This window comes from Roseateles sp. P1_C1_2 (assembly GCF_056406535.1).
In genome coordinates, this window is sequence record NZ_JBFUAB010000026.1 from 28,140 (window position 1) to 53,970 (window position 25,831).

Sequence of the window (25,831 nt, forward strand, 5' to 3'; positions counted from 1 at the left end):
GGGACAGCCGCCGTTAAGCTGCGCGCCCATGAAGCACATCATCCTCGCGCTGGCTGCCGCCGGCCTGCTGTCCACGGCCATCGCCGCACCCCGCAAGCCCGCCAAGCCATCCCCTGCCAAGGCGGTCGCGAAGAAGACCGCCCAGGAGATCCTGGCCAGCTCGCCCGCCAGCGACTGGCGCGGCCTCGATCCCGAGAACACGCTGCTGATGGAGCTGGCGACCGGTCAGGCCATCATCGAACTGGCCCCGCGCTTCGCACCCGCCCACGCCGCCAACATCCGCGCATTGGCGCGCGGCGGCTACTGGGACGGCCTGGCCATCCTGCGCGTGCAGGACAACTTCGTCACCCAATGGGGCGACCCCGACGGCGAGGACGCCGCCAAGGCCAAGCCGCTGCCGGCCGGCGCCTCTGCCAAGCTGCCCGCCGAGTTCTCGGTGCCGCTGGACCGCATCGGCAAGGACGCCGGCTTTGCCAAGCTGCCCGACGCCGAAGGCTGGGCGCCGCGCACCGGCTTTGCCCAGGGCATGCCCGTGGCCGCCGACCCCAAGGCCGGCAAGGCCTGGCTGGCCCATTGCTACGGCATGGTGGGCGCCGGCCGCAGCGATGCGGTCGACTCCAGCAACGGCAGCGAGCTCTATGTCGTCATCGGYCAGGCGCCGCGTGGGCTGGACCTGAACATCACCGTCGTCGGCCGCGTGCTCAAGGGCATGGAGCTGCTGTCGGGCCTGCCGCGCGGTGGGGCGGCCATGGGCTTCTACGACAAGCCCGAGCAGCGCACGGGCATCCAGCGCATCCGCCTGCTGGCCGAGGTGCCCGTCGAGGAGCGTCCCGCGTTGCAGGTGCTGAAGACCGAGTCCACCACCTGGACGCAGCTGCTGGACGCGCGGCGCTTTCGCGGGGGCTGGTTCGTCCACAGCCCCGGCTATATCGACATCTGCAGCGCGTCCGTACCGACACGCCCCATCCCCCCTCAGCCGCCCAAGTAAAGCGCGACGCGGTAGGTGATGAACGAAGCCAGGTAGGCCAGGCCGAACAGATAGGCCGCCATGATCAGCGGCATCTTGTAGCCGCCGGTTTCGCGCTTCACCGCCGCCAGCGTTGCCAGGCATTGCGGCGCGAACACATACCAGGCCAGCAGGGACAGGGCCGTGGCCAAACTCCAGCTCTGCTGGATCAGCGGTGACAGCGCCTGGGCGGCTTCATCGCCGGTGGCCGACAGCGCGTAGACGGTGCCCAGCGCACTGATGGCGACTTCGCGTGCAGCCAGGCCCGGCACCAGGGCCAGGCTGATCTGCCAGTTGAAGCCGATGGGCGCGAAGATCTTGGCCAGGCCCGCGCCGAGGTAGCCGGCGATGCTGTACTGGATGGGTGCGCCCGTGGCGCCTTCCGGCGGGCCGGGAAAGCTGGACAGCAGCCACAGCGCGATGGTCAGCACGAGGATGATGCCGCCCACGCGCTTGACGAAGATCATGGCGCGCTGCCACAGGCCGATGGCGATGGAGCGCGGATGCGGCCAGTGGTAGCTCGGCAACTCCATCATCAGCGGCCGCACGAGACGGCCGGTGTCGGTGAAACGCTTCAGCACCCAGGCCACGGCCAGCGCGCCAAGGATGCCGGCGACGTAGAGACCGAACAGCACCAGGCCCTGCAGCTCGAAGCCGGCCACGTCGCGATGCGGCACGAAGGCGCCGATCAACAGCGCATAGACGGGCAGCCGCGCCGAGCAGGTCATCAGCGGCGCGATCATGATGGTGACGAGGCGGTCGCGCGGATTCGAGATGGAGCGCGTGGCCATGATGCCGGGGATGGCGCAGGCAAAGCTCGACAGCAGCGGGATGAAGCTGCGCCCGGACAGGCCGACGCTGCCCATCAGGCGGTCCAGCAGCAGAGCCGCGCGCGGCAGATAGCCCGACTCTTCCAGCAGCAGGATGAAGAAGAACAGGATCAGGATCTGCGGCAGGAAGGCCAGCACGCCACCGGCACCGGCGATGACGCCGTCGACGATGAGGCTGCGCAGCCAACCTTCGGGCAGCCAGTTGCCTACCTGCGCACCGATCCAGGCCATGCCGGCCTCGATGGCGTCCTTGGGCGGCTCCGCCCAGGAGAAGACGGCCTGGAAGAGCAGGAAGAGCAGCACCGCGAGGATGACGGAGCCCGCCACCGGGTGCAGCAGCACGCGGTCGACGCGGTCGCCGGGCAGGGTCGGCAGTTCGTGGTCGAGCTGGAGCTCGCGCAGCAGCGTCCTGACGGTGACGTGGTCGTCGACCTGCTGCTCGGCCGCGCTGGGCAGCGGTGCCGCCTCCCAGACCTCGGGCTTGTCCAGCAGTTCGCGCAACTCGTCCAGGCCTTCCTTGTGGATGGCGACCGTGCGCACGACCGGCAGGCCGAGCTGGGCGCCCAGCGCCGCCGCGTCGATCTTGAGGCCGCGCCGGGCGGCCAGGTCGGCCATGTTCAACGCCACGACGACGGGCAGGCCGAGGCGGCGCACCGCCAGCAGCAGGCGCAGGTTGCGGCGCAGATTGGTCGCGTCCAGCACGCAGACGACCAGGTCGGGGCGCTTCTCGCCCTTGGCGCGGCCGGCCAGCACATCGCAGGTGACGCGCTCGTCGGGCGAGCGCGGGTGCAGGCTGTAGGTGCCGGGCAGGTCCAGCAGGCGCAGGGCCTTGCCGGCCGCGGTCGTCAACTTGCCTTCCTTGCGCTCGACGGTGACGCCGGCGTAATTGGCCACCTTCTGGTGGCTGCCGGTCAGGCCGTTGAAGAGGGCCGTCTTGCCGCAATTGGGGTTGCCGACCAGCGCGACGAGCTTGCCGCCGCGGTGGACGTGAACGATGGCGGAGCCTGTTTGTGATGCCTTCATAGCGTCCGTTGCCCCGCAAAAGTAGAGGGTGCAAGGCGCAAACCGCAGCCGGGTGGGTCACCCGGCGAGGATTTSCAACGCAGCAAACGCTGCTTTTGCGGGGCAACCCGAAGGGCAAGGCAGCCCGGGGCCGCACCCGTCGTTGCCCGCCTTGGCCAGGCGCCCAGCCTGGCCTGTGGCGTGCGCCTAGCTTGCGGCCCCGGGCTGCCTTGCGGACGCCATGAAGACATCACAAACAGGCTCCTAGCCATGACGGGGTGTCACGGCGATGCATTCGGCCTCGGCATGGCGCAGCGCAAAAGTCGATTGCCCGACGCGCACCACCAGATTGCCCGTGCGCTGGGCGCCACGGCGCAGCACGTGCACGGCTTCACCGGGCAGGAAGCCCAGATCGGCCAGCCAGGCCGCCCATTCCGGCGAATGCCCGGGTGCGCTGACCTGCTGGACGGTCAGCGCCTGCCCGGCAGGGGCGGCGGCGAGGCTGGAAGGCAGCGGCTCGGACATGGGCAGGCTCGGTGGGCGAGTCATATTGATGAGAATGATTCTCATTGTACGCAAGCCAACCTGCCCGCGGCCCGGGAATGGCTTTTGCCCGTCGGCGCCGGGTCGCGCCGGTGTTCAGCGCGGATTCAGGCGGTCCAGCAGCAGGTCGCAGGCCTTCAGCGCCCGGCTGAAATCCAGCTTGGCCACGGCCGCAGACAGCTGGGACAGCTCGGCACCCAGCGCCCCGCCGTGCTGGGCGGCCAATTCCTCGCAGACGGCGACCGAGCGCATATTGCGCTCGACCAGCAACTGGCGCAGCCGGCGCAGCGCTTCCAGCGGCTCGACGGTCTCCGTGACCGCCGCCGGCGCTGGCGGGCTGGGCACGGAAATGGTCGACAGCGCAGCCAGGCTGGCATCGAGCAGCGTCTGCAGGCCGACCAGGTCGACGCCGACCGAACCGCCGCCCTCGCGCAGCGCCAGTTCCTGGCGGCCGGCCAGCGCGGCCAGGGCGGTGGCGCCGACGGCGCCGGCCAGGCCACGCAGCGTGTGCAGCACGCGTGTCGCGTCGGCCAGGGCCTGCTGCTGCAGATGGCGCCTCAGCGCTTCCATCTCGCCGGGCGCATCCTGGGCGAAGGACTTGGCGAGGCGTTCGTACAAAGCCGCCCTTCCACCGAGCCGCTGCAGGGCGGCCTCGCGCTCGAGCAGGGGGGCTGGCGGCGGCAGCGGCGCGGGCCGCAGGGGGATGGGGCCGACGTGGCGGCGCAGGCTGGCGACGAGCTGCTCCAGGTCCACCGGCTTGGCGACGTGGTCGCGCATGCCGGCGGCGAGACAAGCCTGGCGGTCGGACTCCATCGCATTGGCCGTCATCGCGATGATGAGGGCATCGGGCCGGCGCGCGAGGATGCGCTGGGTGGCCTCGAAGCCGTCGATGTCGGGCATCTGCAGATCCATCAGGATGGCGTCGAAACGCGGCTCGGCGACCTGGGCCTGGTGGGCGCCCTCGACGCCGCCGCCCGCCACCGTCACGACGGCGCCCTCGCCTTCCAGCAGTTCCTGGGCCACCTGCTGGTTGAAGCCGTTGTCCTCCACCAGCAGCAGGCGCATGCCCAGCAGCCGCGGTTCGGCCGCGGCGCGCGGCAGCGCCGCGGGCTGCCCGCGCGTGGCCTCGGCCACGGCGTCGTGCAGCATCGAGGCGGTGACCGGCTTGACGAGATAGCCGCCCAGGCTCTGGATGTCCTGCTCGCTGCGCTCGGCCAGCAGCTCGCGGCCATGGGCCGTGACCATGATGATGACGGGCGCATCGGACTCATGGCTGTCGCGGATGCGGCGCGAGGTCTCCCAGCCATCCAACCCCGGCATGCGCCAGTCCATCAGGATCAGCTCGTAATGCGGCTCGCCGCGCTCGGCGGCCTCGTGCACCAGGGCCAGCGCCTGTTCGCCGCTGGCCGCCATGTCGCAGTCCCAGCCGAGGCTGCCGCCTATGCCCTGCAGCACCTCGCGAGCCATGGGGTTGTCGTCGACGATGAGGACCTTGAGGCCGCGCTGGGCCGTGTCCTCCTCGGCGGCGTCGGCCACCGCGATGGGCAGGGTCAGCTCGAAATGGAAGCGGCTGCCCTCGCCGACCCGGCTGTCCACGCGCAGCTCGCCGCCCATCAGCGCCACCAGCCGCCGGCTGATGGCCAGGCCCAGGCCGGTGCCGCCGTAGCGGCGCGACGTCGACTGCTCGGCTTGGCTGAAGCCGACGAAGATGTGCTCGAGCTTGTCCGCCGCGATGCCGATGCCGGTGTCCCTGACCTCGAACCGCAGCCGCGCCTGGCCGCTCTCCATGCCCAGCAGCGACAGACCCAGCACCACCTCGCCGCGCTCGGTGAACTTCAGCGCATTGCCCGCCAGGTTGAGCAGCACCTGGCGCAGCCGCGTCGCGTCGCCGACGAGGGCAGCGGGCAGGCGCGGGTCGAGGCGGAACAGCACCTCGATGTCCTTGGTGCCGACATTGGCCGACAGGATGACGGCCAGCTCGCGCATGAAGTCGCTGAGCGCGAAGCGGTGCGGGTCCAGCTCCATCTTGCCGGCCTCGACCTTGGAGAAGTCGAGCACGTCGTTGATGACGGCCAGCAGCGCCTGGGCGGCGGTGCGGGCCTTTGACGCATAGTCCAGCTGCCGCGGCGCGAGCTCGGTGCGCAGCAGCAGGTTGAGCATGCCCAAGGCGCCGCTCATCGGCGTGCGGATCTCGTGGCTCATGTTGGCCAGGAAGTCGCTCTTGGCCTGGCTGGCCGCCTCGGCGGCGACGCGGGCGCGCACCAGGTCGACCTCGGCGCGATGCCTCTCGGTCACGTCGATCAGCATCTGCACGACATTGACCAGGCGGCCACGCCGATCGCGGATGGCGCTGGCGCTGCCGTCCACAAACAGCTCGCCGCCGCCAGGCAGCGCGAAGCCGCGCTCGAAGCGGACATGCTCCAGCCGCGCCGTGGCCAGGCGCGTCAGCTCGCCGCCGGCCATGCGGCCGGGGCGGAAGTCCGGCAGGTCGGCCAGCTTGGCACCGCGCAGCGCGCTGGCCTCGCGGCACAGCATGGCCGTCAATGCCTGGTTCACGTCGAGGATGACGCCCTGGGCGTCGCACAGCGCGATGCCCACCTGGGCGCGCTCGAAGACACCGCGAAAGCGCTGCTCGCTGTCGTTGAGGGCCCGCGTGCGCTGCTCCACGCGCGCTTCCAGCAACTGGCGTTCGACGACGAGCTGCTCGGTCATCTGGTTGAAGCTGCGCGCCAGCTCGCGGAACTCGGCGAACCCGCAGACCGGCGCGCGCTCGTCCAGCTTGCCGCCGGCGATGCGGCCGACGGCGCCGCTCAGCATCTCGATGGGTTCGACGAGGCGGCGGCCCAGCAGCAGGCCCAGGCCCAGCGCCAGCAGCAGCGACAGGCCGAGGGCGATCAGCAGACGATCGCGCAGCACGCGGGCCGGCGCGAAGGCCTCGGCCGCGTCGATGTTGACGGCGATGCCCCAGTCCAGCGCCGGCAGATGGCGCCATGACGCGACGACCTCGGCGCCGGCGTAGTCGCGCGCCAGGCCGCTGCCGCTCTGGCCGAGCAGGCCCAGCACGGCGGGCGGCAGGCCCGGCGAGGCCAGGTCCAACGAGCCGGTCAGCGTCTGTGTCGGTGGCCGCTTGAGGTCGTTGATGAAGACGGCCCGATCGCCCTCACGCTGCACCAGCACCGTCTCGCCGGTCAGCGCCAGGCCGGAACGCTCGGTCGCGACGCGCACCAGGCGGTCCAGGTCGAGCTGCAGCACGACGCTGCCCAGCACGCGGCCGCCGTCGACGACGGGATGAACCAGGAAGAGCGTCGCCGGGCCTTCGCCGCGCAGGCGCTGGGCCGGTGTCAGCTGCGGGTCGAGCTGGCCGAGGGCACGCCGATGCGCCGCCAGCAATTCGCTGCCCTCGTAGGCGCCGCCGTCCAGCCGCGCCAGCTCGGGTGTCGAACCGGCGGGCGCCTTCATCGCGAAGCTGATGCGCCCGTCGGGCTGCACCAGCAGCACATTGAGGTATTTGCCGCCGTCGTAGAGGCGCTCGAAGAAGGCACGGCTCTGCGGGCTCACGCGGGTGGCGACCGCATCGCCGCCCTGCACCAACAGCTCACGCGTGTCGGTGGCCTGGGCGACGAGGCGGCCGTCCACCTCGACTTCGTTGAGGTACTCGTTGATCTCGTGCACCTTCTTGCGCGAGATCGCCACCAGGCCTTCGGTCACCGTGTCGCGCAGGCTGCTCTCGAAGCTGGCGAGCTGCCACAGCCCGACCAGGCCGAGAGGCAGCATCGACAGCAGCATGAGGCCCAGCAGCAGCACGGGCCCGACGCGCCATGCACGGCGCGTCGACTCCTGGACCGGCACGGCGGCGATCACGGCGCGCCCTCGACGTGCGGCAACACCGCCGTCCAGTGCTCGGCCGAGCGGAAGGTCGGCCACGGCGCGGGCTTGATGTAGCGCGGCAGCGCGAACACCTCGGCGAGCTGGCCGCCGGGCTTGACCTGGGCGATGCGCAGCTGGCGCCACAGATGGCGGCTCTGGCTGTCCACGGCCCCCAAACCCTGGGGCGTGGACACGCTTTGCTGCAGCACATTGGCATTGACGACATCCGTCTGCACGCTGCCGACCTCGCGCACCGCAGCAGCCCACAGCTGCACGCCGATATAGGCCGACACCGCCGGATCGCTGGCCTGGATGCCTTCACCCTGGCTGCGCTTGAGCCGCGCCAGGAAGGCCTGGTTGGCCGGCCCGGGCTGCGACTGCAGATAGCTCCAGGCYGTGAAATGGCGGTCGAGCCGGCCACCGTCGTAGGCGGTCATCTCGGGCTCGGCGGCACGCAGTGACATCAGCGGCAGATCGGTCAGGCCGGCCGCCACCAGTGCGTCGAAGAAGGCGCGGTTGCTGCTGCCGCCGAGGGTGCTCAGCACGACATCGGGCTGGAACTTCTGCAGGTCGGCCAGCACGCCGCCCATGTCGGTGCCGGCCAAAGGCACATAGCGCTCGCCCAGCACCTGGCCGCCGCCGAGCTGGATGAAGTCGCGCAGCATGGCATTGACGCGCCGCGGGTAGAGGGCGTCGGTACCGATGAGGTAGACCCGCCGGCCGAAGCCGTGCATGGCCCAGTCGGTGGCGGGCAGTGCATGCTGGTTGGGCGTCGGGCCGGTGTAGATGATGTGCGGCGACTGCTCCATGCCTTCGTAGGCCAGCGGATAGAACAGCAGATGGCGGTGGATCTCGACCACCGGCCTGACGGCCTGGCGGCAGTTGGACGACCAGCAGCCGAACAGCGCCACCGCATGCTCGGTGCTGATGAGGCGCTCGGCCGCCGCGGCCGCGATGCGCGGCTCGGAGCGCGTGTCCTCGATCTTCAGCTCGACGCGCCGGCCCAGCAGGCCGCCACCGGCGTTGATCTCCTCCACGGCCAGCTTGACGGTGGCCACCAAAGGCGCCTCGCTGGCCGCCATCGGGCCGCTGAGGGCATGCAGCAGGCCGATGACGATGGGGCCGCGGCTGGCATCGGTCGACGGCCTGTTCATCAGGAACAGGGCCAGCGCCACCGCCAGCACCAGCAGCAGGCCGCCCAGCAGCGCCAGTCGGGCCCGAATACCTGCCAGCATCAACCCGCCGCGCGCCGCGCCTCGGGCGAAATCAGCGGCAGCGTCAACCGCACCGTCGTACCCACGCCGGGCGTGGACTCGACCTGGATCTGCCCACCCAGCGCGAAGGTGACGAGGTTGCGCACGATGTAGAGGCCGGGCTCGCTGCGGTTGGGGCCGAAACGCGTCGAGAAGAAGGGGTCGAAGACGCGGCCGAGCATGCCCGGCGGGATGCCCACGCCATGGTCCTGCACGGTGACGACGAGCTGGTCGGTGCCCAGGGCGCGCACGCGCAGATGGACCTCGCCGCCGGCCTCGCGGTAGGCGTGCTTGACGGCGTTCTGGATCAGCGTCGCCAGCACCTTGGCCAGCGCGCCGCGGAAGCTCAGCAGATGCAGGTCATCGCCGGCGTCCAGCTCGCAGCGCACCTGATGGGCCTCCAGCGCCGGTGCCAGGCCGGCCACCACCTCGTGCACCAGTTCCAGCAGCGAGAAGCTGCGGCGCTGGTCGCCGAAGTTGTCGGCCGTGGACTGCAGGAAGGAGTCGACGATGGACAGCGTGCGCTGCAGGTTGGACAGCACCAGGCCGACGCTCTCGTCGCTGACGCGCAGATGCTTGTCGAGGTCGCTGCGCTTGATGTTGCCCTGGGCCGCCAGGCCACGCAGATGGGTCAGGTCGTCCTGCAGCGTGCAAGCCGAGATCAGCGCATTGCCAAGCGGCGAGCTCAGCTCCTGGGCAATGCCCGAGATGGTGCGGCCGACCGAGGCCAGCTTGTCGCGCTGGAAGAGTTCGATCTGCGAGCGCGCAAAGCTTTCGGACGCCAGCTTGAGGGCCAGTTGCGTKCGCACCCGCGCCTTGACGACGACGTCGACGAAGGGCTTGGGGATGTAGTCGACCGCGCCATGGGCGAAGCCCTCGGCCTCGTCGTCGGCACTGCCCTGCACGGTCACGAAGATGACCGGCACGGCGCGTGTGCGCGGGTCGGCCTTCAGGCGGTCGCAGACCTCGTAGCCGCTCATTTCCGGCATCAGCACGTCGAGCAGGATCAGGTCGGGCAACTGCTGGGCGCAGAAGGCCAGTGCCTCGGCACCGCTGGTGGCCATGGAGACCTCGCATTCGTCCACCAGCAGCTGGTAGAGCGCATGGATATTGCTCGGCTGGTCGTCGACTACGAGGATGAGCGGCATGGCGGGCCAGAATAACCGCTGCACCTGCCCACCGACCAGTGGCATGCCCTGGGCTTTCCCCAGGGCGAGGGCGAGGATTCCGTCGCACATTCGGGCCCAGCGCCACCACCATAATCATCCGGTTGCCACCCGACCGCTCCATGCCCCAGCGCACGCTCACGCTCGGCCTCCTCTGGCTTGCCATGGCGGCGCTGCTGGCGCTTCTCGCCCTGCTTTGGAGCCTGCGTGGCGCGGGTGGCACGGCGGTCGATGTCGCGTTGGTGATTAATGCCCTTTTGCTGCCTCTGCCGCCGCTGTGCGTGTTCGCGCTGCGGCGCGGTGTCGACGTTGCCGATGCGCACAAGGCCGCGACCGAGGCCAAGACCCGCTTCCTGGCCCAGATCAGCCACGAGATCCGCACTCCGATGAACACCGTCATGGGCATGACGCAACTGGCCCTGCAGACCCAGCTCACGCCCGAGCAGCGCGACCTGCTGACCAAGGCCGACGCAGCCTCGCGCATGATGCTCGGCCTCGTCAACGACGTGCTGGACGTCTCCAAGATCGAGGCGGGGCATATGGAGATCGAGTCCCTGCCGCTGCGGCTGGAGGATGTCGTCGGCCAGGCCATGGAGCTGGTGCGGCCGGTCCATGCCAACCCCGCCGTCGCGCTGATCTGCGACTGGGCCGACGCCAGCCTGCTGGGCCAGCGCGGCCAACTGCGCGGCGATGCGCTGCGGCTGCAGCAGGTGCTGGTCAACCTGCTGACCAATGCCATCAAGTTCACGCCGGCCGGCCAGGTGCAATTGCGCCTGGCCGCCGCGCCGACCGACGCGCAGGGCCGCGTACCGCTCAGCCTGACCGTGCAGGACAGCGGCATCGGCATGAGCACCGAGCAGCTCGAGGGCCTGTTCAGCGAATTCAGGCAGGGCGATGCCTCCATCCCGCGGCGCTATGGCGGCACCGGCCTGGGCCTGGCCATCACGCGCCGCCTCGTCGAGCTGATGGGCGGCACCCTGGACGTGCAGAGCCTGCCCGGCCGCGGCAGCAGCTTCGAGATGCACCTGCTGCTGCCGCTGGACGCCAACGGCACGCCCCCCGCGCCGCTGAAAGCCCAGCATCTGCTGCTCGCCAAGGCCAGCCCGGAAGGCCGCGAAGCCACGCTGGCGCTGCTGCGCCATCTCGGCCTGGGTCCCGGCCTGGCGGCGAGCACCGACGCCGCCAGCACGCTGGCCGCCCTGGTCGAGGCGCGCCAGTCCGGCACACCGTTCGAGTGGCTGTTGCTCGACTGGCAACTGCCCGGCCCGGGCGCGACCGGTGCCGAGCTGCTGGCCCAGCTGCGCCGCGACCACCCCGCGCTGCGCATCGCCGTGCTCTGCCCGCCGGGCGCCGACGAAGGCCCGGCGCAGGCCCGCAGCTTCGGTGCGCGGGCCCTGTGTCCCAAGCCGCTGCTGCCGGGGGAGTTGCGCCGCCTGCTCGACGACGCAGCGACCGAGCGGCCCGGCGTGGATGCCCAATCCCTGGCCGGGCTGCGCGTGCTGCTCGTCGAGGACCACCCCATCAACCAGGAGATCGCGCTGCGCCTGCTGAGCAGCCGCGGTGCCCAGGTCGACGTCGCCGCCAACGGCCAGGAGGGCCTGGACCGCCTGCTCGCCCACGGACCGACAGCCTATGACCTCGTGCTGATGGACCTGCAGATGCCCGTGCTCGACGGCCTCAGCGCGACACGCAAGCTGCGCGAGCTGCCCGAGTTCGACGCCCTGCCCGTGCTGGCCATGACGGCCCATGCGCTGGCCGAAGAGCGTGCCCAGTGCACGGCCGCCGGCATGCAGGGCCATATCGCCAAGCCGCTGGACGTGAACCGGCTGGTGCGCGAGCTGCAGCGCTACCGCCCTGCTGCCAAGCCCGCGGTGCCGCAGCCGCCACGCCCGACACTGGACCTGCAGGTCGGGCTGCGCCAGTTCGACGGCCAGTCGGCGCTGTACCGCCGCACGCTGCGCGGCTTTGCCGACCAGTACGCCGCCGGCCTGGGCAGTTGGTCCGGCTGGCTGGCCAGCGGCGACTGGGTCGAGTTGCGCCGAGCCGCCCACACGCTGCAGGGCCTGGCCGCGACGCTGGGCGCCCAGCCGCTGCACCAGGCCGCGCTGGCGCTGGAGCGCAGTGCGGCGGCTGCCGATGCCGACGGTGCCGGCCGCCATCTCGGCCGCGTCGAGCCGGCCCTCGGCCTGCTGCAGGCCGAGATCGACACCGCCCTGGCACGCAACTGGGACGCTGCGACGGCGCCGCGCCCGAGCGGGCCGGGCGACGTGGCCGAACTGCAGCAGTTGCTGGCCCAGAGCGACAGCCGCGCCCTGGACTGGTGGCAGGCCCATGGCGCCCACAGCGGCCTCTCGCCGGAGCTGCGACAGCGCCTGGACCGTGCGTTGGCCGCCCTCGATTTCGACGCCGCGGCCCTCGCATTGAAAGGCCAGGTTTGAGGACGCCGGTCATCGTCGTCCTGGGCCCCGTCGGCACGCGCTGGCTCTTCAAGGTCATCGTCGCCTCCGCGCTGTTCGCCTGGGCCAGCGAGGCCGCCCTGGGCGTCATCGAACCCAGCGACCGCGTCGCCTACCCGCTGATCGCCACCGCCTTCGCGGCCCTGGCCCTGCTCGTCTGGCGCCGGCCGCTGCGGCTGCGCATCTGGCAGCGCACCGGCGTCACGCTGCTGGCCCTGTATTTCACCCTCAGCATGCTGGTCTTCACGCTGCGCCCCGACCCCGGGCCCAGCCTCTACACCCTGGGCAGCTTCACCCCCTGGGCCATGGGCGCCTCCCTGCTGCTGTTCGCGACCTGGCGGGCCCGCGAGGCGCTGTGGATCTCGCTGAGCCTGCTCGTCGTCATGCTGGCGCCGCCGACGCTGCTGCGCTTCTACGGCACGCCGCCGCAATGGCTGCTCGAGAGCTGGCCGCTGATCGCCAACCTCGGGCTGTGCCAGACCATGTTCTGCATCGCACTGTGGGGCCTGTCGCGCCAGATCGGCCGCCTCACCCAGCTCGCCCCGGCCGCCAGCGGCCTGACGACGGCCGAAGACCTCGTCAAGGCGCGGGTCGCCGAGCTCGAGCGTTCGCGTGCCGCCGCCGAGGCGGCGTCACGAGCCAAGTCCGATTTCCTGGCCAACATCGGCCACGAGATCCGCACGCCCATGAACACCGTGCTGGGCCTGACCCGGCTGCTGCTGGAGGGGCGGCTGCACGCCGAGCAGCGCGGCCGGCTGACCGAAGTCGCCAAGGCCGGCGAATCCCTCGTCAAGCTCATCGACGGCCTGCTGGACTATGCCGACCTCGACGCCGGGCGCATGCAGCTCGCCAACGAGCCGCTGCAGCTCGAGCAATTGCTGGCCAGCGCCTTCGACGCCGTGCGGCCGGCAGCCCAGTCCAAGCAGCTGGAGCTGATCTGCGACATCGCCTCGCCCGAATTGCTGGCCGCGTCCGGCGCGCGGCGTGGCGACGCGGTGCGCCTGACCCAGCTCGTCACCGAGCTCCTCGTCAACGCCGTCAAGTTCACGCCGGCCGGCCAGGTCAAGCTCAGCATCGCGGTGGACGCCGCCGGCGGCTGGGTGCTGCGCGTGCGCGACAGCGGCGTGGGGCTGGCGCCCGACCAGCTGGCGCGCCTCTTCACGCCCTTCGCCCAGGCCGAGGCCAGCGCCACACGGCGCTTCGGCGGTACCGGACTGGGCCTGGCCATCTGCCGGGCCCTGGCCGAGCGCATGGGCGGCACGCTGACCGCGCGCAGCTCACCGGGGCGGGGCAGCGAGTTCGAGCTCTGCCTGCCACCGGCGCCCTGCCCCGAGTTCGCCGCGCCGCCGCCCCCGCCGCCGCGGCGCGTCATGCTGGTGCAGGCGGCCTACAGCGGCGGCCACGAAACGCTGACCGCGCTGCTGAAGGCGCTGGCGCCGACCAGCCGCGTCGACCTGCTGGCCCAGGGCCGCCAGGCCCTGTCCCGCCTGGTCACCGTGCCGGCCAGCCAGCCCTACGACCTGCTGATCGTCGACTGGGTGCTGCCCGACATGGAGGGCAGCGAGCTGCTGGCCAGCCTGCGTGACAGCGGCCCGCCGCGCGCCCGCCGCACCGTGCTGCTGAGCGCCTTCGACACGCCGGTGCTGCGCGAACGCGCGCTGCGCCTGGGCGCCGAGGCCCTGTGCGCCAAGCCCCTGCTGCCGCACATGCTGCGCCGCCTGCTGGACCTGGGCCGGCCGCTGCCCGTCGACCTGCCGGCCGACCTGACGACGCCCGCCGCGCTGGACCCCGCCGGCCCCGCCACCGACTCGGCCACCTTGATCAGCGAGCTCGACACCCTGCTCGGCGAGGCCGACAGCAATGCGCTGACGCTGTATGAGCAGCATGAATCCGCCTTCATCGAAGCCCTGCCCGCCCGCCAGGCCAAGGCCCTGGCCGGTGCGATGCAGCGCTTCGATTTCGACGAGGCCCAGGCCGCGCTGCGCGGCGAAAGCAAGGACGGGAGCCCGCCATGACCCTGATGCCGCCCGAGGTCGCGTCCACGCCCCCGCTCATCACCCAGGCCACCGTGCTGGTCGTGGACGACACGCCGGCCAACCTGACCTTGCTGGCCCAGGTGCTCAAGCCCGACTACCGCGTGCAACTGGCCGTCAGTGGTGCCAAGGCGCTGGAGATCTGCCGCCGCCAGCCGCCCGACCTGATCGTGCTCGACGTCATGATGCCCGAGCTGGATGGCTACGAAGTCTGCCGCCAGCTCAAGGCCGACCCGGCCACGCGCCGCGTGCCGGTCATCTTCCTGACCGCACTGACGCGGCCCGAGGACGAAAGCGCCGGCTTCCAGGCCGGTGGCGCCGACTTCATCCACAAGCCCTTCAATCCGGCCACCGTGCTGGCGCGCGTGCGCACCCACCTGCAGCTGAAGCTGGCCGAGGACCATCTGCTGCGCCACAACGCCCAGCTCAGCGGCGAGCTGGAGGCGCGCCGGCGCGAGGTCGAGCGGCTGCGTGACACCACCCTCTTCGTCATGGTGGGCCTGGCGGAGTTCCGCGACGCCGACACCGGCAACCACATCCAGCGCACCCAGGAATACGTGCGCACGCTGGCGCAGTGGATCGCGGCCCAGCCCGATGGCCCCCTCGATCTGACTGCCGAGGCCATCGACGAACTGGCCAAGGCCGCGCCGCTGCACGACATCGGCAAGGTCGCCATCCCCGACGGCATCCTGCTCAAGCCCGGCAAGCTGTCGCCCGACGAATGGCAGGTCATGAAGACCCACGCTGAACATGGCGCCGACCTGTTGCAGCGCGCCATCGACAAGCTCGGCGAAGACGCCGGCCCGATGCTGACCTTCGGCAAGCAGATCGCCCGCCACCACCACGAGAAATGGGACGGCAGCGGCTACCCCGACGGCCTGGCCGGCGAAGCCATCCCGCTGTCGGCCCGGCTGATGGCCGTCGCCGACGTCTATGACGCCCTGATCAGCGTGCGCCCCTACAAGCAGGCCATGAGCCACGACGAGGCGCTGGCCTTCATCCGCGGCGGCAGCGGCAGCCATTTCGATCCACGCATCGTCGAGGCACTCAATGCCTGCCTCGACGAAGTCCGCGGCATTGCGTCCCGATGGGCCGATTGAACGCTACCCCTCGCCCATCCTCGCACCGCTGAAACGCGGGCGAGTCTGGTCGGTCCCCCGAGGGGACGGCGACGCTCGCGGCATCGAGCCGCAAGCACGTCGCCCAGGCGGGCCGGCTAGGGAGCGGCCCGGCGCTCGGCCCGCAGACTCCACCGTCAGCAACAAAAGCGGCCGCGATAATCCTCCGCGTCTATGCAGTCCGGCCCCATCCTCAACATCTCCTGCTACCTCTTCGTCTCGCTGACCGACACGGCGGCGCTGCGCGACCTCCTCGAAGCCCGGGCGCAAGCCCTGGACCTCAAGGGCACGGTGCTGATCGCCGAAGAGGGCATCAATCTCTTCCTGGCCGGCTCGGCCGAGGCCGTGAACACCTGGGTAGGCGAGCTGCGCGCCGACCCGCGCTTCACGACGCTGACGCCCAAGGAAAGCTGGAGCGAGGTGCAGCCCTTCCAGCGCCTGAAGGTCAAGGTCAAGCCCGAGATCATCCGCATGAACCACCCGACCATCCGCCCCGACCAGGCCCCGCGCGCACCCGCGCTGGCCCCGGCGACGCTGATGCGCTGGCTGGACCAGGGCCATGACGACGACGGCCGGGAGCTTGTGATGCTGGACACGCGCAACGGCTTCGAGGTGGACGAGGGCGCGTTTGACGGCGCCATCGACTGGCGGCTGCACAAGTTCAGCGACTTTCCGGATGCACTGGCTGCCCATCGCGACGAACTTGTTGGCAAGACCGTGGTGAGCTATTGCACCGGCGGCATCCGCTGCGAGAAGGCAGCCATGGTGCTGGAGGAACAAGGCCTCACGGCCTGGCAACTCGACGGCGGCATCCTGAAGTACTTCGAGGACACCGGCGGCAAGCATTACCACGGCAACTGCTTCGTCTTCGACGATCGCCGAGGCGTCAATGCCGACCTGACCCCAACATGACCAGTCGATTTGGTGATTTCGCGCTGAAGGCCATCGGCATCCTGCTGATGCTGGCCGCCCTGGGCTTTGCCGTCAGCAAGGCGCCTGACCGCTCCCTGGAGAGCCTGGTGCCGCGCTGGGCGCCGCCGCCGTCCGATTTCGTCGACATTGACGGCCTGCTCGTGCACTACCGCGACGAAGGCCCCAGCAGCGACCCGCTGCCCATCGTCCTCATCCACGGCACCAGCGCCAGCCTGCACACCTGGGAAGGCTGGGTGGCCGAGCTGAAGGCCACCCGCCGCGTCATCAGCTTCGACCTGCCGGGCTTTGGCCTGACCGGCCCGAACGCCGACAACGACTACAGCGACCCCCGCTATGTCGCCTTCGTGCGCCAGTTCCTGGCCCGCCTGGGCGTCGGCCGCGCCATCGTCGGCGGCAACTCCTTGGGGGGCGAAATCGCCTGGCAACTGGCCCTGGCCGACCCGGCGCGCGTGGCCGGCCTCGTGCTCGTCGATGCCGCCGGCTTCGACTTCACGCCCGAGTCGCTGCCGCTGGGCTTCGCCATCGCCCGCATCCCCGTCGTGCGCGAGCCCATGCGCTGGGTGCTGCCGCGCCGCGCCATCGAGGACAGCGTGCTCAACGTCTACGGCGACCCCAGCCGCGTCACCGCCGCACTGGTGGACCGTTACTACGAACTGGCGTTGCGCGAAGGCAACCGTGTCGCCTTGATGAGGCGCATGGACCAGCTCGCGCCCGGCCCCTACCAGCGCCTGCCCGAGATCAAGGTACCCACCCTCATCCTCTGGGGCGAACGCGACCGGCTGATCCCGCTGCGCTGGGGCCGCGAGTTCGAAAAGGCCATCCCGGGCAGCCGCCTGGTGGTTTTCCCGAAGCTGGGCCATGTGCCTCAGGAGGAAGACCCGGCTGCTACCCTTGCGGCCTTGCGCGACTGGTTGCCTCAGGTCGCCCGCTGAACACCGTCCTACCCAAGAGGTCCGACATGAAGAAACGCTCCCTGATCGCGCTGGCCCTGCTGGCCGCCGCCTCGCTGGCCCAGGCCCAGGCCCCCGAATGGAAGAAGCTGCGCATCGGCGTCGAGGGTGCCTACCCGYCCTTCTCCGAGATCGGCCCCGACGGCAAGCTCAAGGGCTTCGAGATCGAACTGGTGCAGGCCTATTGCGCCGAGATGAAGGCCCAGTGCACGCTGGTGCAGCAGGACTTCGACGGCCTCATCCCGGCGCTGCAGTCGCGCAAGGTGGACGCCATCTTCGCCAGCGTCTCCATCACCGAAGAGCGCCAGAAGGTCGTCGCCTTCTCCAAGCCCTACTACAACACCCCCGCCCGCCTGATCGCCAAGGCCGGCGTGAAGCTCGACCCCACGGCCGCCGGCCTGAAGGGCAAGAAGATCGGCGTGCAGCGCGGCACGACGCATGAGACCTATGCCGCCGCCACCTTCAAGCAGAGCGAGATCGTGCGCTACAGCAGCCAGGACCAGGTCTTCCTGGACCTGAAGAGCGGCCGCATCGACGCCACGCTGATGGATTCGCCTGCCGGCGACTTCGGCTTCCTGAAGAAGCCCGAAGGCAAGGGCTTCGCCTTCTCCGGGCCGGCCATCATCGACGACAAGGTCTTCGGTGTCGGCACCGGTGTGGGCATGCGCAAGGCCGACGAGGCGACGCTGGGCAAGAAGTTCAACGCCGCCATCGACGCCGTGCAGGCCAACGGCACCTTCAAGAAGCTCGCCGACAAATATTTCGACTACGACATCGCGCCGCGCACCAAGCAGCAGTGATGCGACGCCGCTCCGCCCTGGCCGCGCCCCTGGCCCTCGCCCCGGCGGCGTGGGCCCAGGCGCCCCAGCGCCTGCGCATCGGCTTCGCCGTGGGCTATGCGCCCTTCAGCGAGATCGGCACCGACGGCCAGCTCAAGGGCTTCGAGATCGACGTGGCCCAGGCCCTGAGCGCCAAGCTCGGGCAGGCCTACACGCCCGTCATCCTGGAGTTCGACGGGCTGATCCCGGCGCTGCAGTCGCGCAAGATCGACGCCATCATGGCCTCGATGTCGATCACGCCGGAGCGCCAGCAGGTCATCACCTTCTCCTCGCCCTACTACTTCTCGCCGGCCCGCCTGGTCATGCGCGGCGACACCGGCACCGACGTCAGCCCGGCCGGCATGAAGGGCAAGCGCGTCGGCGTGGAGCGCGGCACCATCCATGAGCGTTTCCTGGCCGAACAGTTCAAGGGCATCCAGCTGCTGCGCTATGCGACGCAGGATCAGGTCTTTCTGGACCTGAAGTCGGGCCGGCTGGACGCGACGCTGGTGGACGCCGTCATCGCCCAGTTCGGTTTTCTGAACCACGCCGACGGCCGCGGCTTCGGCTTCGTCGGGCCCGATTTCGCCAGGGACCAGCGCTACTACGGCAAAGGTATCGGCGTGGGCCTGCGCAAGAGCGAAGCAACGTCGCTGGGCCAGCGCATCGACGAGGCACTCGCCGCCCTGCGCGGCAGCGGCGCCCTCAAGACCATCAACGACCGCTACTTCAGCTTCGACCTCGTGAATCCCCCGCGCTGAGCGCAGCCTTCTCCTCTTCCCATGTTGTTGCACGGATTCCTTCCCAGCCTGATCGAAGGCGCCGCCGTCACGCTGGCGGTGGCCCTGTCGTCGCTGGCCATCGCCGTCCTGCTGGGTCTCGTCGGCGCCCTGGCCAAGCTGTCGCGCTCGCGCATCGCGAGAGGCCTCGCCGGTCTCTACACGACGCTGATCCGCGGCGTGCCCGACCTCGTGCTGATGCTGCTGATCTTTTATGGCGGCCAGCTCGCGGTCAACACGCTCGCGCCCAAGCTGGGCCACGACGACTTCATCGACATCGACCCCTTCATCGCCGGCGTGCTGACCATCGGCTTCATCTTCGGCGCCTACCTGACCGAGGCCTTCCGCGGCGCCTTCCTGGCCGTGCCGCCGGGCCAGCGCGAGGCGGGCCTCGCCTACGGCATGAGCCCGGGCCTGGTGTTGTGGCGCATCACGCTGCCGCAGATGCTGCGCCATGCGTTGCCCGGCATCTCCAACAACTGGCTGGTGCTCATCAAGAGCACGGCCATCGTGTCCATCATCGGCCTGTCCGACCTGATGACGCGCGGCAAGCAGGCCGCCGGCACGACACGCGAGCCCTTCACCTTCTACCTGGCCGTGGCCGTCATCTATCTCGTCTTCACCAGCGTCTCGGAACTCGGCTTCGCCTGGGCGCAGCGGCGCCTGGCCATCGGTACCAAGGCGGGGAAACTGTGAACTTCGACGCCGTCCTCGAGAACTTTCCGCTCTACCTCACCGGCCTGGTCACGTCGCTGCAGCTGCTGACGCTGTCATTGCTCGGCGGGCTGGTGCTGGCCGTACCGCTGGCCATCGTGCGCACCGTGTTCCTGGGCTGGCCGTCGCGGCTGGTCTGGCTCTACACCTATGTCTTCCGCGGCACGCCGATGCTGGTGCAGCTCTTCCTCGTCTACTACGGCGCGGCCCAGTTCGAGGTCGTGCGCGACAGCTTCGCCTGGCCGTGGCTGTCGTCCGCCACCTTCTGCGCCTGGCTGACCTTCACGCTGAACACGGCCGCCTACACGACCGAGATCATTGCCGGCAGCATCCGCGCCCTGCCCGCGGGCGAGATCGAGGCCGCCAAGGCCTTGGGGCTGAGCCGTGGCCTGATGCTGCGCCGCATCGTGCTGCCCGCAGCGCTGCGCCGTGCGCTACCCGCCTATGGCAACGAGGCCATCTTCATGCTGCACGGCACCTCGCTGGCCAGCACGGTGACGCTGCTGGACGTGACCGGCGCGGCCCAGCAGGTCTACGCCAAGTACTACCTTCCCTTCGAGGCCTTCATCACGGCCGGCGCCTTCTATTTCACGCTCACGCTGTGCCTGGTCGGGCTGTTCCGCTGGGCCGAAAACCGCTGGCTGAAACCCATGATGAGCCGTTGATCATGCAACTCACCCGCCACCCCCTGCTCTCCCCCGCCCCAGGCACCCAACGCGAACTGGTCTCGCTGCACTACGGCCAGCCTGGCGGCCAGAAAGCCTACATCCAGGCCTCCCTGCACGGCGACGAACTGCCCGGCATGCTGGTCGCCCACCATCTGCGCCTGCAACTGGATGCGCTGCAGGCCGCCGGCCAGATCAGCGGCGAGATCGTCCTGGTGCCCATGGCCAACCCCATTGGCCTGAGCCAGTTCATGCTGCACGCCCATCTGGGCCGCTTCGAGCTGACGACGGGCGAGAACTTCAACCGCCACTACCCGGACCAGATCGACGCCGTCGCCCAGGCCGTCGAATCGCAACTGGGCGCGGACGCGAATGCCAACGTCGCCCTGCTGCGTCGCGCGCTGAAGGCGGCCGTGCTGGCCAGCCCGGTCGACACCGAGCTTCAGTCCCAGCGTCGCACGCTGCTGAGCCTGTCCTGCGACGCCGACATCGTGCTGGATCTGCATTGCGACGCCCAGGCGCTGATGCACCTCTACACCGAGACGCCCTGCTGGCCCGATTGCGAGCCGCTGGCGCGCTTCCTGCGCTCGCGCCTGACGCTGCTGGCCCAGGACTCCGGCGACAACCCCTTCGACGAGGCCTGCTCCCAGGTCTGGTGGAAGTGGGCCAAGCATTTCGGTGGCAAGTTCCCGATACCCCAGGCCTGCCTGTCGGTCACCGTCGAGCTGCGCGGTGCGGCCGATGTGACGCACGAGCTGGCCTCGGCCGACGCCAGGAACATCATCGACTTCCTGCGCTGGCGCGGCCTGATCACCGGCGACAAGCCCGCCGTGCCCGAGGCCGTCGGTGATGCCCGCCCGCTGGCCGGCAGCATGCCGATCAAGTCGCCCGTGGCCGGCGTGCTGACCTTCGTCAAGGATGTCGGCACCGAGGTGTTGGCCGGCGAGGTGCTGGCCCATGTCATCGACCCCATCACGGCCGCGGTGACCGAATTGAAGAGCCCCGTCGACGGCCTGTTCTTCGCCCGCGACTTCCTGCGCTTCGCCAACGCCGGCATGCGCGTCGCCAAGGTCGCCGGCCGCGAGGCGCTGCGCACCGGCAAGCTGCTGGGCGCCTGAACGACGACAACAAGAACAACATGAGCGATATCCAACTCCAGGCCACCAACATCCACAAGCGCTTCGGCGAGCGCGAGGTGCTCAAGGGCATCTCCTTCGCGGCCAAGGCCGGCGACGTCGTCACGCTGATCGGCTCCTCGGGCTCGGGCAAGAGCACCTTCCTGCGCTGCCTCAACCTGCTGGAGCAGCCCAACGAGGGCGAACTCAGCCTGTGCGGCGAAAGCCTGAAGCTGGTGCGCGACCGCGACGGCAGCCTGAAGGCGGCCTCGCCCAAGCAGCTGCAGCTGTGGCGTGCCAAGCTGGCCATGGTGTTCCAGAACTTCAACCTCTGGGCCCATATGACGGTGCTGGAGAACGTCATCGAGGCACCCATCCATGTGCTGGGCAAGCCCAAGGCCGAGGCCATCGAGCGTGCCCAGGCCCTGCTCGCACGCGTCGGCGTGTCCCACCGCGCCCATGTCTATCCGGCCCAGCTGTCGGGCGGCGAGCAGCAGCGCGTGGCCATCGCCCGCGCCCTCGCCGTCGACCCCGAGGTCATGCTCTTCGACGAACCGACGTCGGCACTGGACCCCGAGCTGGTCGGCGAAGTCCTCAAGGTCATGCGCGACCTGGCCGCCGAGGGCCGCACCATGATCGTCGTGACCCACGAAATGGGCTTCGCGCGCGAGGTCTCCAACCACTGCCTCTTCCTGCACCAGGGGCGCGTGGAGGAGGAAGGCAACCCCAAGGAGATGCTGCTGCGCCCGCAGTGCGAGCGGCTGCAGCAGTTCCTCAGCGGTGGCCTGAAGTAGCGTGACGCTGCGCAGCCTGCTGTGGCGGGCGCTGGCCCTGCTGAGCCTGGTTCTCGGGCTCATCGGCATCCTGCTGCCGGTGCTGCCCACGGTGCCCTTCCTGCTGCTGGCTGCCTGGGCCGCCGGCAAGGGCTGGCCGGCGCTGGAGACCTGGCTGCTGAACCACACGCACTTCGGCCCTCACATCCGTCGCTGGCGCGAACGCGGCGCCGTGCCACGCCGCGCCAAGTGGCTGGCCAGCTTGATGATGCTGGCCAGCGCCACTGGGCTGGCAATGACGCCGTTGCCGCTGGCCGTCAAGATCGCCGTGCCGGCCGTGATGGCCGCCGTGGCGATCTGGCTTTGGCGCCGGCCTGAGGCCTGAGGCCTAGAACAACGTCTCGACGTCGCAGGCCAGGCGGTAGCCCTCGCCCCGCTCGGTCACCACCAGCCTGGGCTGGGAGGCGTCGGCCTCGATCTTCAGGCGCAGCCGCCGCACCTGGACGTCCATCGTGCGGTCATAGACCTCGGCCTCGTGCAGTCGCGACATGGACAGCAGTTGGTCACGCGACAGCACCCGCTGCGGCGCGCGACACAGCGCGCTGAGCAGGCTGAACTCGCCGTTGGACAACTCCACCAGCCCGCCCTGGGGCGACAACAGGCGGCGGGTGCGCAGATTGAGCTCCCAGCCCGCGAACCGGAAGGCACGCCGCGTGCCGTCGCGCTGCGGCAGCGTGGCCTGCACCTGGTAGCGGCGCAGCACGGCACGCAGGCGCGCCAGCATCTCGCGCGGACTGAAGGGCTTGGTGATGTAGTCGTCCGCGCCCAGCTCCAGGCCCATCACGCGGTCGGCCTCCTCGGAGCGCCCGGTCAGCAGCACGATGGGCACGGCGGCCCGCTCGCGCAGGGTGCGCGCGAGCTGCATGCCGTCCTCGCCGAGCAGCTTCAAGTCCAGCAGGACGAGGTCGATAGCCTCGCGTTCGAAGGCCTCGAACATCTCTGCTCCCGTCGCCCCGGTGCTGACGCGCATGTCGTTGTTGCGAAGGTACTCGGCAACCATCTCCCGGATCAGGGGATCGTCGTCGATGACAAGGATGTGAGGGGCGGCAGCGACAGACATCGGCGGTTGCGGGCTGGTGGACGCGGCCACTGTAGCGTGCAGCACCGCGTCCCCGGCTTGCATCAACGCCCGCTGCGGTGGCCGGCCACCTCGACCAGTTCTGCCGCGTGCACGACCCGCCCGCGGGCGTCGATGTCGATGTCGAACACCTCGCCGCTGGCGGCCTGCCCGGGCAGTTCGTAGGTCAGGGCCGTCACACCCTCCTTGACGAAATGGAACTCGTGCGAGGGCAGGCCCAGCAGGGTCTGCACGCGCGCCTGGCTCATGCCGGGCTGGATCATGGACTCCTGCGCGGGGCTGATGCCTTGAGCGCCCGCGGGCGCCAACACCAGGGCGAGGCTGTTCAGCAGGGAGGGCAGGAGGTACCGGGCAATGCGGTGTTTCACGTCAGACTCCAGTGTGCACGGGCCGACAGCTCCCCATGAGCCGGGCCTGGGTCGGGACTGTGCCGGGCCCGTTGGGGCGCTTGATGGCAACACCGGGACCGCTGTGTTGCAGATGTCATCCAGGCCACCTTGCCCTGAGGGGCTGACCACGGCCAGACTGCGGGCATGCGCCATCCCCTTGCCCCGCTCGTCGACAAGCCGGGGCCGCCGCCCTCATCCTGGGCTCCGTGGGCCCTGGCCTTCGCCGGCTGGCTGGTGCTGGCCGGCACGGCGGCGGCGGTGCTGTGGCATCTGCGCAGCGAGGCGTTGAACGCCCAGCGGCGCGAGCTGAGTGTGCTCTCCCAGGCCCTTACCGACGAGCTGGACCGCGGCCTGCGGGGCGCCGAGGAAGGCTTGCACGCCCTGCAGAACGAGTTGCGCGAGGCGCGCATGGGCCGCACAGGCCTGCTGTCAGCCCGGGAACTGCGCTCACGCGCCGACCTGATGCCCATGGTGCAGGACCTCTGGCTGCTGGACGACCAGGGTCAGCCCACGGCGCAGTCCGACGGCCAGGCGCTGCCCGCGCTCGACGGCTTTCTGCCCACGTTGCGCAGCCTAGAACCTGGCGCCATCGCCGTGAGCCGGCCGTTCACCATGCCGGGCGGCGGTGCCCCGTTGGTGGCCCTGGCGACGCACGGCGTGGATGCGCAGGCCCGCGCCGCCGGCTGGATCGTCGGCACCGTGCCGGCGCAGGGCCTCCTTGGCGCCTTCCCCGCGGCACTGCCGGCGCCGGACGCCCGCATGTATGTGTTCCGGCGCGATGGCGCCCTGCTCGCGAGCGTCAATGCGCCGCGGCCTCATGGCGACGAGGCCCTGACCGCGCAGACGCTGGCCCGGCATGCTGAACTCGAGCAGCGCCGCTTCCAGGACGGCAGCCGCCACCTCGTCGCGCAGCACACGGTGGGCCGCTATGGGCTGGTGCTGCTGGTGTCGCGCGACCTGGGCCAGGTGCTCGCCGGCTGGCGCGGCGTCGTGCAGCTGACGGTCGCGATCCTTGCGCTGCTGCTGCTGCTCGCGATAGTGGCCGTCCACCACGTGCTGCGCGCCGAGCGCCACCGCAAGATGGCCCGGCACAGCCTGGCCGCCCAGCAGTCCCGGGCCAGCAAGCTGGAAGCGCTGGGCACGCTGGCCGGCGGGGTCGCCCATGATTTCAACAATGTGCTGTCGGGCATCGTCGGCTACACCGAGATGGCCCAGGACGAGGCCCCGGCCGGCAGCACCCAGGCGCGTCATCTCGACAAGGTCATGCAGGCGGCCCTGCGCGGCAGACAGCTGGTGGAGCGCATCCTTTCGTTCAGCAAGGGCGGCGCCCGCAGCTCCAGCGTGTTCGCGCTGGAGCCCGTGATCGACGAGGTGCTGACGCTGCTGTCGGGCTCCTTGCGGCCCGGCATCGTGCTGGAGCGCGCGCTCGCGGCACCCGGTGCCAGGCTGCGCGGCGACTCGACGCAGGCCTTCGAGGCGCTGATGAACCTGTGCACGAATGCCATGCAGGCCATGCCGGACGGCGGCCAGCTGAGCGTGCACCTGGATCGCTGGCAGGCCCGCACACCCCAGGTGCTGTCGCACAGCCGGCTGCAGCCTGGCGACTACCTGCGCCTGAGCGTTGCCGACCGGGGCACGGGCATGTCGGCCGAGGTGATGGAGCGGCTCTTCGAGCCCTTCTTCACCACGCGCGGCGCCCAATCCGGCACGGGGCTGGGACTGGCGGTGGTGCATGGCGTGGTGGCGGAGCTGGGCGGCGCCATCGACGTGCAGAGCGCGCCGGGCCAAGGTGCACGCTTCACGCTCTACCTGCCTGAATGCCTGGAGGCGCCGGGAGGCATGGCCGCCGCGCCGCGCGCGCTGGCGGCGGGCCAGGGGCAGCAGGTGATGGTGGTGGACGACGAACCTGAACTGGTGGGCATGGGCATGGAGATGCTGACCGGGCTGGGCTACACGCCGAACGGCTTTGTCGACCCGGCGGCGGCGCTGGAAACGCTGCTGGAACGCGGGCACGGCTACGCAGCCGTCATCACCGACGAGGTCATGCCCGGCCTGAGTGGCACCCAGCTCACGGCCGAAGTGCGCCGCCACCTGCCCGATCTGCCGGTGCTGCTGGTCAGCGGCTATGGCGGCGCGCTGCTGGCCCAGCGTGCGACCCAGGCGGGCGTGACTCGGCTGCTGGCCAAACCGCTGCAGCGGGCCGAACTGGCCCAGGCGCTGGCGCAGTTGCTGCCCTGATGACACCGCGCCGCGCCATTGCAACTGCAATATGAGGCGCCCAGT

General features: G+C 70.3%; 21 protein-coding genes. 14 read left to right on the forward strand and 7 right to left on the reverse strand.

All coding sequences use genetic code 11. The annotated features are described in order from the left end of the window. Positions 1-28 precede the first annotated feature (28 nt). On the forward strand, positions 29-988 hold the full coding sequence (locus AC1D2H_RS23720) for a peptidylprolyl isomerase (protein WP_477929812.1): 960 nt from the start codon (positions 29-31) through the stop codon (positions 986-988). On the opposite strand, the gene feoB is transcribed toward AC1D2H_RS23720, so the two are convergent. The 5 genes from feoB to AC1D2H_RS23745 all read right to left on the reverse strand — a co-directional run bounded on the left by feoB (position 973) and on the right by AC1D2H_RS23745 (position 9,649). Continuing rightward, positions 973-2,859, reverse strand: a complete 1,887-nt coding sequence (gene feoB / locus AC1D2H_RS23725) for a ferrous iron transporter B (protein WP_478012654.1) — start codon at positions 2,857-2,859, stop codon at positions 973-975. The genes AC1D2H_RS23720 and feoB overlap by 16 nt on opposite strands. Positions 2,860-3,102: 243 nt before the next feature. Continuing rightward, positions 3,103-3,363, reverse strand: coding sequence for a FeoA family protein (locus AC1D2H_RS23730; protein WP_477929816.1), 261 nt, complete (start codon positions 3,361-3,363; stop codon positions 3,103-3,105). A gap of 114 nt (positions 3,364-3,477) precedes the next feature. Further along, positions 3,478-7,242: a response regulator gene (locus AC1D2H_RS23735; RefSeq protein WP_478012655.1), complete on the reverse strand. Its 3,765-nt coding sequence runs from the start codon at positions 7,240-7,242 to the stop codon at positions 3,478-3,480. Beyond that, positions 7,239-8,483, reverse strand: coding sequence for an urea ABC transporter substrate-binding protein (locus tag AC1D2H_RS23740; RefSeq protein ID WP_478012656.1), 1,245 nt, complete (start codon positions 8,481-8,483; stop codon positions 7,239-7,241). Before AC1D2H_RS23740 ends, AC1D2H_RS23735 begins: the two co-directional genes overlap by 4 nt. Beyond that, on the reverse strand, positions 8,483-9,649 hold the full coding sequence (locus tag AC1D2H_RS23745) for a response regulator (RefSeq protein WP_477929822.1): 1,167 nt from the start codon (positions 9,647-9,649) through the stop codon (positions 8,483-8,485). The genes AC1D2H_RS23740 and AC1D2H_RS23745 overlap by 1 nt, the downstream gene beginning before the upstream one ends. Positions 9,650-9,789: 140 nt before the next feature. On the opposite strand from AC1D2H_RS23745, the gene AC1D2H_RS23750 reads away from it, so the two are divergent. From AC1D2H_RS23750 to AC1D2H_RS23805, 12 genes are all read left to right on the forward strand, one after another. Continuing rightward, a complete protein-coding gene (locus tag AC1D2H_RS23750) occupies positions 9,790-12,105 on the forward strand; it encodes a hybrid sensor histidine kinase/response regulator (RefSeq protein WP_478012657.1) in 2,316 nt (771 codons plus the stop codon). Beyond that, on the forward strand, positions 12,102-14,138 hold the full coding sequence (locus AC1D2H_RS23755) for an ATP-binding response regulator (RefSeq protein WP_477929826.1): 2,037 nt from the start codon (positions 12,102-12,104) through the stop codon (positions 14,136-14,138). The genes AC1D2H_RS23750 and AC1D2H_RS23755 overlap by 4 nt, the downstream gene beginning before the upstream one ends. Further along, positions 14,135-15,256, forward strand: a complete 1,122-nt coding sequence (locus tag AC1D2H_RS23760; RefSeq protein WP_477929828.1) for an HD-GYP domain-containing protein — start codon at positions 14,135-14,137, stop codon at positions 15,254-15,256. Before AC1D2H_RS23755 ends, AC1D2H_RS23760 begins: the two co-directional genes overlap by 4 nt. A gap of 192 nt (positions 15,257-15,448) precedes the next feature. Next, the gene (locus AC1D2H_RS23765; RefSeq protein ID WP_477929830.1) at positions 15,449-16,186 is read left to right on the forward strand and encodes a sulfurtransferase; all 738 of its coding nucleotides are present in this window, start codon (positions 15,449-15,451) and stop codon (positions 16,184-16,186) included. After that, complete coding sequence (locus AC1D2H_RS23770; protein ID WP_478012658.1) at positions 16,183-17,139, forward strand: alpha/beta fold hydrolase; 957 nt, start codon at positions 16,183-16,185, stop codon at positions 17,137-17,139. The genes AC1D2H_RS23765 and AC1D2H_RS23770 overlap by 4 nt, the downstream gene beginning before the upstream one ends. 26 nt (positions 17,140-17,165) lie before the next feature. Further along, the gene (locus tag AC1D2H_RS23775) at positions 17,166-17,957 is read left to right on the forward strand and encodes an ABC transporter substrate-binding protein (RefSeq protein WP_478012659.1); all 792 of its coding nucleotides are present in this window, start codon (positions 17,166-17,168) and stop codon (positions 17,955-17,957) included. Then, the gene (locus AC1D2H_RS23780; RefSeq protein WP_478012660.1) at positions 17,957-18,736 is read left to right on the forward strand and encodes a transporter substrate-binding domain-containing protein; all 780 of its coding nucleotides are present in this window, start codon (positions 17,957-17,959) and stop codon (positions 18,734-18,736) included. The genes AC1D2H_RS23775 and AC1D2H_RS23780 overlap by 1 nt, the downstream gene beginning before the upstream one ends. Positions 18,737-18,757: 21 nt before the next feature. Continuing rightward, entirely contained in the window at positions 18,758-19,450 is a 693-nt protein-coding gene (locus AC1D2H_RS23785) for an ABC transporter permease (RefSeq protein WP_477929838.1), read from the forward strand. Then, entirely contained in the window at positions 19,447-20,133 is a 687-nt protein-coding gene (locus tag AC1D2H_RS23790; protein ID WP_477929840.1) for an ABC transporter permease, read from the forward strand. The genes AC1D2H_RS23785 and AC1D2H_RS23790 overlap by 4 nt, the downstream gene beginning before the upstream one ends. 2 nt (positions 20,134-20,135) lie before the next feature. After that, the gene (locus AC1D2H_RS23795; protein ID WP_478012661.1) at positions 20,136-21,251 is read left to right on the forward strand and encodes a succinylglutamate desuccinylase/aspartoacylase family protein; all 1,116 of its coding nucleotides are present in this window, start codon (positions 20,136-20,138) and stop codon (positions 21,249-21,251) included. A gap of 20 nt (positions 21,252-21,271) precedes the next feature. After that, positions 21,272-22,042 (forward strand): ABC transporter ATP-binding protein, encoded by a 771-nt coding sequence (locus AC1D2H_RS23800; protein ID WP_477929844.1) that lies wholly within the window; start codon positions 21,272-21,274, stop codon positions 22,040-22,042. Between the two features lies 1 nt (position 22,043). After that, complete coding sequence (locus AC1D2H_RS23805; RefSeq protein ID WP_477929846.1) at positions 22,044-22,406, forward strand: YbaN family protein; 363 nt, start codon at positions 22,044-22,046, stop codon at positions 22,404-22,406. Between the two features lie 3 nt (positions 22,407-22,409). On the opposite strand, the gene AC1D2H_RS23810 is transcribed toward AC1D2H_RS23805, so the two are convergent. Then, a complete protein-coding gene (locus tag AC1D2H_RS23810; RefSeq protein WP_477929848.1) occupies positions 22,410-23,141 on the reverse strand; it encodes a response regulator in 732 nt (243 codons plus the stop codon). Between the two features lie 62 nt (positions 23,142-23,203). Continuing rightward, on the reverse strand, positions 23,204-23,527 hold the full coding sequence (locus tag AC1D2H_RS23815; protein WP_477929850.1) for a hypothetical protein: 324 nt from the start codon (positions 23,525-23,527) through the stop codon (positions 23,204-23,206). A 165-nt stretch (positions 23,528-23,692) separates the two neighbouring features. Here AC1D2H_RS23815 and AC1D2H_RS23820 point away from each other — a divergent pair, with 165 nt between their 5' ends. Continuing rightward, positions 23,693-25,786, forward strand: coding sequence for an ATP-binding protein (locus AC1D2H_RS23820; RefSeq protein WP_478012662.1), 2,094 nt, complete (start codon positions 23,693-23,695; stop codon positions 25,784-25,786). Positions 25,787-25,831 lie beyond the last annotated feature (45 nt).

Coding starts and splice junctions, on each gene's coding strand:
- AC1D2H_RS23730 (WP_477929816.1), bottom strand. CDS start 3,363: ATGTCCGAGCCGCTGCCTTCCAGCCTCGCCGCCGCCCCTGCCGGGCAG.
- AC1D2H_RS23785 (WP_477929838.1), top strand. CDS start 18,758: ATGTTGTTGCACGGATTCCTTCCCAGCCTGATCGAAGGCGCCGCCGTC.
- AC1D2H_RS23800 (WP_477929844.1), top strand. CDS start 21,272: ATGAGCGATATCCAACTCCAGGCCACCAACATCCACAAGCGCTTCGGC.
- feoB (WP_478012654.1), bottom strand. CDS start 2,859: ATGAAGGCATCACAAACAGGCTCCGCCATCGTTCACGTCCACCGCGGC.
- AC1D2H_RS23765 (WP_477929830.1), top strand. CDS start 15,449: ATGCAGTCCGGCCCCATCCTCAACATCTCCTGCTACCTCTTCGTCTCG.
- AC1D2H_RS23760 (WP_477929828.1), top strand. CDS start 14,135: ATGACCCTGATGCCGCCCGAGGTCGCGTCCACGCCCCCGCTCATCACC.
- AC1D2H_RS23795 (WP_478012661.1), top strand. CDS start 20,136: ATGCAACTCACCCGCCACCCCCTGCTCTCCCCCGCCCCAGGCACCCAA.
- AC1D2H_RS23750 (WP_478012657.1), top strand. CDS start 9,790: ATGCCCCAGCGCACGCTCACGCTCGGCCTCCTCTGGCTTGCCATGGCG.
- AC1D2H_RS23820 (WP_478012662.1), top strand. CDS start 23,693: ATGCGCCATCCCCTTGCCCCGCTCGTCGACAAGCCGGGGCCGCCGCCC.
- AC1D2H_RS23810 (WP_477929848.1), bottom strand. CDS start 23,141: ATGTCTGTCGCTGCCGCCCCTCACATCCTTGTCATCGACGACGATCCC.
- AC1D2H_RS23770 (WP_478012658.1), top strand. CDS start 16,183: ATGACCAGTCGATTTGGTGATTTCGCGCTGAAGGCCATCGGCATCCTG.
- AC1D2H_RS23780 (WP_478012660.1), top strand. CDS start 17,957: ATGCGACGCCGCTCCGCCCTGGCCGCGCCCCTGGCCCTCGCCCCGGCG.